Source organism: Streptomyces sp. NPDC005648, assembly GCF_040605395.1.
GTDB lineage: Bacteria > Actinomycetota > Actinomycetes > Streptomycetales > Streptomycetaceae > Streptomyces.
Genome location: NZ_JBEXCS010000184.1, coordinates 1 through 6486, shown reverse-complemented (window position 1 = coordinate 6486; position 6486 = coordinate 1). Strand labels below are relative to the sequence as shown.

General features: G+C 71.4%; 4 protein-coding genes, 1 tRNA gene and 1 pseudogene. 1 reads left to right on the top strand and 5 read right to left on the bottom strand.

What is annotated here, in order from left to right; all coding sequences use genetic code 11:
- Positions 1–126: 126 nt before the first annotated feature.
- The 5 genes and pseudogenes from ABZT17_RS44790 to ABZT17_RS44770 all read right to left on the bottom strand — a co-directional run bounded on the left by ABZT17_RS44790 (position 127) and on the right by ABZT17_RS44770 (position 6137).
- A pseudogene (locus ABZT17_RS44790) lies at positions 127–1900 on the bottom strand (long-chain-fatty-acid--CoA ligase).
- A gap of 51 nt (positions 1901–1951) precedes the next feature.
- On the bottom strand, positions 1952–2434 hold the full coding sequence (locus ABZT17_RS44785) for a hypothetical protein (RefSeq protein WP_356357943.1): 483 nt from the start codon (positions 2432–2434) through the stop codon (positions 1952–1954).
- Between the two features lie 76 nt (positions 2435–2510).
- On the bottom strand, positions 2511–3116 hold the full coding sequence (locus ABZT17_RS44780; RefSeq protein ID WP_356357942.1) for a lytic polysaccharide monooxygenase: 606 nt from the start codon (positions 3114–3116) through the stop codon (positions 2511–2513).
- 135 nt (positions 3117–3251) lie between these two features.
- Positions 3252–4379 carry an SPFH domain-containing protein gene (locus tag ABZT17_RS44775; protein ID WP_356357941.1) on the bottom strand — a complete coding sequence of 376 codons (1128 nt, stop codon included), beginning with the start codon at positions 4377–4379 and terminating at the stop codon, positions 3252–3254.
- Between the two features lie 195 nt (positions 4380–4574).
- Positions 4575–6137 (bottom strand): peptidoglycan-binding protein, encoded by a 1563-nt coding sequence (locus ABZT17_RS44770; protein WP_356357940.1) that lies wholly within the window; start codon positions 6135–6137, stop codon positions 4575–4577.
- A 189-nt stretch (positions 6138–6326) separates the two neighbouring features.
- Between ABZT17_RS44770 and ABZT17_RS44765 the strand changes: the two genes are divergently transcribed.
- Positions 6327–6400 (top strand) — tRNA-Lys (locus ABZT17_RS44765).
- The last annotated feature ends 86 nt before the right edge of the window (positions 6401–6486 follow it).

Here is a 6486-nt window from a genome sequence, read left to right as displayed (position 1 = left end):
CTGGTTTTGAGTCCGTGGCGGCGCACAAATCTTTTCCCCGCTGTGGAAGCGGAGGGTCCTTCGACATTCCCGGGACACCACATGGGCGGCTGGGGGTCTGGGGGTTACCCCCCAGAAGACGCAGCATCAGCGGGTCCGGGGTTCGAGTCCCTGGCGGCGCACCACAGAAGGACCCCCCGTGGAAGCGGAGGGTCCTTCGACATTCCCGGGACACCACATGGGCGGCTGGCGGGGGGGGTCAGCCCTGTGCGTTCGGGGTCGGGAGTCTGCGGTATGTGTGTTCGCCCGGGGGGCGCCACCACAGGGGGTCGGGGCAGTGGAGGCCCTCGCGGCGGAGGGCCGCTCGGTGGATCTTGTTGGTTGCCGTGACCGGCATGCGGTCCACCACCCGCACGAACCGGGGTGCCATCTTCGTCCCCAGGTCCGGCTGGGCCGCCAGGAACTCGGTGAATCCCTCCGGCTCGAAGCTCCCCGCGACCGTGGCCATCACCTGGTCCCCGGTCACCGGATCGGGCACCGCGTACACGGCGACGGCATGGGCACCCTCGTACCGCGCGAGGATGTTCTCGATCATCGCGGCGGCCAGGTTCTCGCCGTCGACGCGGATACGGTCGTCCGTGCGCCCGGCGAAATAGAGATAGCCCCGCGCGTCCCGGTAGAAGAGGTCCCCGGTCCAGTACACCCCGCCCCGCCGCCGCTCGGCCTCCGCCTCCGGGTTGCGCCAGTACCCCTCGAAGGGGTTCCGTCCGCGGTTGACCAGCTCCCCTATCGCCTCCTCCCCGTTCACCAGCCGCCCCGCCGCGTCGAACCGAGCCGTCCCACACTCCTGCCCCGTCTCCCGGTCGAGTACGACGAGCCCGGGCCCCGCCCGTCCCACCGCCCCCGTCGGCGTCCCCGGCGACCACTGGATCGCCGCCCCGCCCTCCGAGGACCCGTACCCCTCCACCAGCCGCACCCCGAACCGCCGCTCGAAGGCCGCCGCGTCGACCGCCCCCGCCTCCGTGCCGAAGCCGAGCCGAAGCGGATTGTCCCGGTCGTCGGCACGCTCCTCGGTCGCCAGTACGTACTGCACGGCCCGCCCCACATACGTGAAGTACGTCGCCCCGTACTTCCGTACGTCCGCCAGGAACCCGGACGCCGAGAAGCGCCGCCGCAGCGCCACCCCCGCCCCGGCCGCCAGCGCGGGCGCCCAGTCGGCGATCACCGCGTTGCCGTGGAACATCGGCATACAGATGTAGTGCACGTCCTCCCGCCGGACGCCGAACTGGCCCACCAGTGAGGCCCCGGCGGCGGCCAGCCGGCCCTGGGTGCAGATGGCCGCCTTGGGCGCGCCGGTGGAGCCGGAGGTGAAGTAGAGCAGCAGACGGTCGTCGGGGGTCGCCCGGGACGGGTCGGGTACGGCGGTCGTATACGGTGCGAGAAGGTCGTCGTACTCGTCCGTGTCCGTCAACAGGATTCGTACACCGGGAAGTTCGAGACCCGCGAGAAGCGGCAGGTGGGTGTGGCCGGTGACGAGGACGCGGCACTCGGTGTGCAGGATGTCGCGGGCGAGTTCGGGACCGCGGCGGGTGGGGTTGATACCGGCGACCGCGGCACCCGCGAGAGCCGCGGCGCCCAACCAGAGCGGGTATTCAGGGGTGTTGTCCAGCAGGACGCCCACATGGGGCTCGGCGCCGGATGGCAGGAGGTCGGCCAGCAGGGCCGCCCGGGCCGCGGCTCCGGCGGCGAACTCGTGGTGGGTGAGCGTCCGTTCCTCGAACCAGAGACCCGGACGGTGGTCGCCCCACCGCTCGGCCACGAGCTCCGCGACCGTGCGCCTGCGGCCGGTGGCTCCGTCGGACCGGCCGGACTCACTGGACTCGCTGAGCTCGCCGGATTCGCTGGATTCACTGGACTTCATGTGGGCGCACGGTAATTGACGTTCCGTCAGATTGCCATGGCGTCGCCCCTGCTACGGCATGGTCGTCGAGTATCCGGAGCTGTCCGAGCCGGAGTCCTCCGAGTGGTACGTGACCATGAAGCCGACGCAGAACACCGCGAACACCCCGAGGAAGGCCAGCAACCCGAGAGTCGACGCGGCCTGCCGCACGGGGGCCGGCGCCTGGGCCGTGGCGACCACGTCCCCCCTGCCGTCCGTGTAGTGGACCGTGACGAGATCGCCCTCCAGACGGGTCCCCGGGCCGCCCTCCTCCTCGAAACGGACCACGCGGCCGTCATGGGCCGTGAACTCGTAGACGTGATGGAGCACGGTGCGGACCCGGCTGTTCTCGCCGCCGCCATGGGTCGTGGTGAACATCCGCAGACAGCGGCCCTGCGCGGTCAGCCCGCTGTTCCAGGCCGCGCGCATCTGCAGCCAGCGGCGCACCACCCGGTAGATCATGAAGAGGGCCGCGGCCAGCATCACGCCGGGCAGGAGGTAGAACAGCACGTCCATGGCTTCCCCCGAGGTCAGGTACTGCTTGATGCGGTGAACCTACCCCCGGGGAAAGCCCGTTTGGCTCAAGCAATGCTCAGAACGTGACGTCCGAGCAGGCGTAGAACGCGTTGGCCGTGTCCGCGATCGTCCAGACCGCGACGATCACATGGCGGCCGGACAGGCCCGACGGCAGGGTGCCGCTGTGCGAGAGCGTGGCCGGGGGCCGTTGGCCGTTGTAGGGGACGGTCAGGAACGGGGTGGTGTTGAGGTCGGAGCGGGCCAGCCGGTGGTTCTGGTTCCAGCCCGCCCTGGTGACGTAGTACTTGAAGTCGGTGGTGGCGTGCATGGCGGTGAACTGCCAGCGGAAGGTGTAGGCCTGACCGCCCGTCACCCTGGTGGTCGGCCACGCGCCGCCCGACGGCGTCTTCGCCCCGTCGAGCTGCGCGAAACGGGCGTTGCCGCCGGAACAGATCGATCCGTCGGCCGGCCCGGCGGCCGGGAAGCCCTTCGGGCCCTCGACGCTCTGTGGCTCGTACTGGATGTCGCCGCAGTTCGTCACGGTGCCGTTGGCACAGAGCTTCTGCCTGCTGACGGGGAGGTCGGTGTAGCCGTGGCCGCTCGCGCCACCGGTGGACAGGACCAGGGCTCCGGTGGTCGCGAGGCCCACCACGGCCCCGTAGAACTTGGTCTTTCTGCGCATGCTGCCGCTCCTGGAGAACGTGTGGGGAAGTTCCGTGAGCCGTGCAGGTCTAGACCAAGTCTCAGATTATTGCCGTACGTTGGCCGTGTCCATACAAAGTCCAGACCAATACCGGTGGCGTTGCAGGAGCGTCTTCTACGGCCCCTGCTCCCCGCGTCCCGAGCAGAACGCGACCGTCAAGTCCTTCACCAGCGCCTTGCGTTCGTAGTCGTCCAGCTCCACCAGGCCCCGCACGGTCAGCCGCGTCACCGTGTCCTCCACCGAGTCCACGACCGACGTCAGCACGCTCGCCCGGTGCTGGGCGTCCAGCGCGGCGATCCGGCGGCGGTGCATCGCCGCGGCGACCTCGGGGGCGTACTCGATCCGGACCGGCTGGACCGAGAAGACCTCCAGACCGACCGGCGCCGCGTCCGCCGCGACCAGCCGGGTCAGCGCGTCCCCGGCCGCCTCCGCCGAGCCCTTCGGGTCACCGGGCATCTCGACCGGCACCCGGGCGAGACCCGCCTCCACGCACTCACGCAGATACGTCTCGTGGTCCTCGACCCCGAGCACGGCCCGCGCGGTGTCCCGCACCCGCCACACCACCAGGACCACGACCCGCAGCGCCACGCCGTTCCCGTCGGCGGCCGGCATCGGCTCGCTGCGCCAGTGCCGCAGCCGTACGTCCACCCGACGCCGCAGCAGCAGCGGGTTGACCCACATCAGTCCGGTGCGCCGGACCGTCCCGCGGTACCGGCCGAACAGCCCCAGCACCCAGGCCCGCCCGGTGCGCCCCCGCGCCAGTCCGCCGAAGCCGAACAGCCCGAGCGCGCCGGCCCCGGCGTACGCCGCCCACTGCGCGGGACCGAGCCCGGCGCCCATGTACTCCGGCAGTCTGAGCGCCTCCACCGCGAGCGGCGGCAGCACCCCCGCCCACCAGGAGTTCGCCACACACCCGGCGACCCCGCAGGCCCCGGCGAGCACACCCGCCGTGCCGGGCAGCACCCTGGCCGGACGTTCGGCCGGCCCGGCGTCGACCTGCGGGACGGGACGCGGCTTCACCGCGACCGGGCGGCGGAAACGCGGCTGCTCGCCGGTCCCCTGCCGACGGCCGACGACCGCGGGTCCGAGGGGGACCGGCGCCGGGTCCGGGTCGTCACGGAAGAGCAGATGGACGGGGATCTCCATGGTCGCCTCGTTGTGGATGAGACGGGCTGACCCGGATACGCCGGCTCTGCTCGGTCCGTCGGACTCGGGTGTCTGTGAAGTGGTCGTGGTGCTCATGCGTGCCTCCAGCCTCCGCGCCAGATGCGATGCGTCACAACAGGGGGTACTGCCAGGTGGTCGTCTTCAGGTGATCCGCTGCCGACTGCTCTTCGGGCGATCTGCTGCCGACCGTCTTCAGGTGAGCTGCTGCCGGCCGGCCTCAGCTGATCCGGCGACAGGGGTGTTTCGGGTCGTACGAGCGCTGCCGTCGGCCTACGCGAACAGCCGCCGCCAGGTCTCCGGCCCCGGGTAGCCGTCCGCCGCGCCGCCCCGCCAGCCCTGGGCGCGCTGGAAGGCCTCGACGTTGCGCCGGTCCGCCTCGCCCCAGCGCGGCCCCGGCCCGGTGGTGTAGTACTTGCCGAACCCTTTCTTCACCAGCTGCTCGCCGAGCTCGGTGACATAGGCGTTGTTCGCCCCGGGCCGGAACATGCCGCGCCCGGGATAACCGGGCACGCCGTGCGAGGCGGGCGTGCCTGGCTGCCCGGGCTGTCCCGGCTTTTCCGGATTTCCCGGCTTCCCCGGCGGGGCCGGTTTCGGTGCGGGCTTGCCCGGGGCGCCGGGCTTCCCGTGGGCCGCGGGTGGTCCCGCCGCACCGGCCGGCCCGCCGGCTCCGGCAGTCCCGGCAGTCCCGGCAGTCCCGGCAGTCCCGGCAGCCGGGATGTCGTGCCCCTTCCCCGTCGCCAGCAGCTGCCAGGTCAGCGGTCCCGGCAGCCCGTCCGCGTCCGCGCCCTGCCATCCCTGGGCCAGCTGGAACGCCTGCGTGGCCCGACCGTCGGCGGCCGACCACCGCGGTCCCGGCCCCGAGGTGTAGAACCGTGCGCCGCCCCGCGCGACGAGCATCTGGCCCAGCCGGGTGACGTGGGCGTTGTTCGCGCCGGGGCCGAAATACGCCGCCCCGGGAAAGGGCGCGGCGTCTTTCCCGGAGGTCCCCCCGGAAGGTGTGCCGGAGCCGGATCCAGACCCGGAGCCGGAGCCGGTCCCGCTGCTCACCCCAGTGCCCGCACCGGCGCCCGTCCCGGCCCCCGCCCCCGCCCCCGCCGTGTCCGCCGTGAGGCCCTTGTAGCGGTACGGGACATAGCGGTCCGAGTTGCTCCAGTAGGCGTAGGGGGTGGCCTGGCGGCGGGCGTTCGGGCGGGTCTGCTCGTAGGCGATGTAGTAGGTGTGCGTGTAGTCGGTCCAGCCGCCGAAAATGACGACGTGCGAGCCTTTCTCGGGGTTCGCGGGATTGTGGAAGAGCAGAATGTCGCCGGGTTGCAGCTCCTCCGGGGTAATACGCACTCCGTACTTGTCGAGGCTGCCGGTCCATTCGTTTCCGGGCAGGTTCCAGGCCATCGAGACGAAGCCGGAGCAGTCCTGCCGGTAACCGTCGGACCAGTAGTCCGACATGCTGTAAGGGACCTCGGCGGCGATCCAGTTCTTGGCCCGGTTGATGATCTCGGCGCGGGTGATCGCGGGCGTCCTGATCGCCTGGGCCGGCTTCGCCGGCTTGCCGGCCGGGCCGTGCAGCGGGGCCTTGGAGCCCTGCGGGGTGGTGGGCTCGTCACCGGTGTCACCTGCGGGAACGCCGGGGACGGTGGGGGCGTGGGGGGCGGCGAGGGCGGGGGCGACATGGCCCGCGCCGAGGGCGGCGGAGGCGGCGGCCGCGACGATCACCGTGCGGTGGGCGGCGGGGTGGCGGACGGTGCGGGCGTGGGGAAGAACCCGCCGCCAGTGCAGGCACCCGGGGCAGTCGCAGTCGCTCGCGGGATCGAATTCCTCGAATACCGGAGTCTCCATGCGATTCCCCTCACACTCCAGGCCGAAATGTCCGCGCTCATGCACGTCGATCAGTTTCCCAACTGTCTTCCGGACGCGCATTCTGACGGTCCGAATGACGTACACGACCGCCCACGATCCACCCGACAGGGCGCCTGGGGGGTGGTCGGGAGCACCCCCACCGATCCGGTAGAGTTACGACGTCAGCAGGCGCCGCTAGCTCAGTTGGTTAGAGCAGCTGACTCTTAATCAGCGGGTCCGGGGTTCGAGTCCCTGGCGGCGCACGCACAACGAAGGTCCCTCGCAAGCGCGGGGGACCTGGTTGTTCTTGCGGGCCTTCGGCTGGTTGCGCAGCAGACGGTCGGAGGAT

Coding starts and splice junctions, on each gene's coding strand:
- ABZT17_RS44785 (WP_356357943.1), bottom strand. CDS start 2,434: ATGGACGTGCTGTTCTACCTCCTGCCCGGCGTGATGCTGGCCGCGGCC.
- ABZT17_RS44780 (WP_356357942.1), bottom strand. CDS start 3,116: ATGCGCAGAAAGACCAAGTTCTACGGGGCCGTGGTGGGCCTCGCGACC.
- ABZT17_RS44775 (WP_356357941.1), bottom strand. CDS start 4,379: ATGAGCACCACGACCACTTCACAGACACCCGAGTCCGACGGACCGAGC.
- ABZT17_RS44770 (WP_356357940.1), bottom strand. CDS start 6,137: ATGGAGACTCCGGTATTCGAGGAATTCGATCCCGCGAGCGACTGCGAC.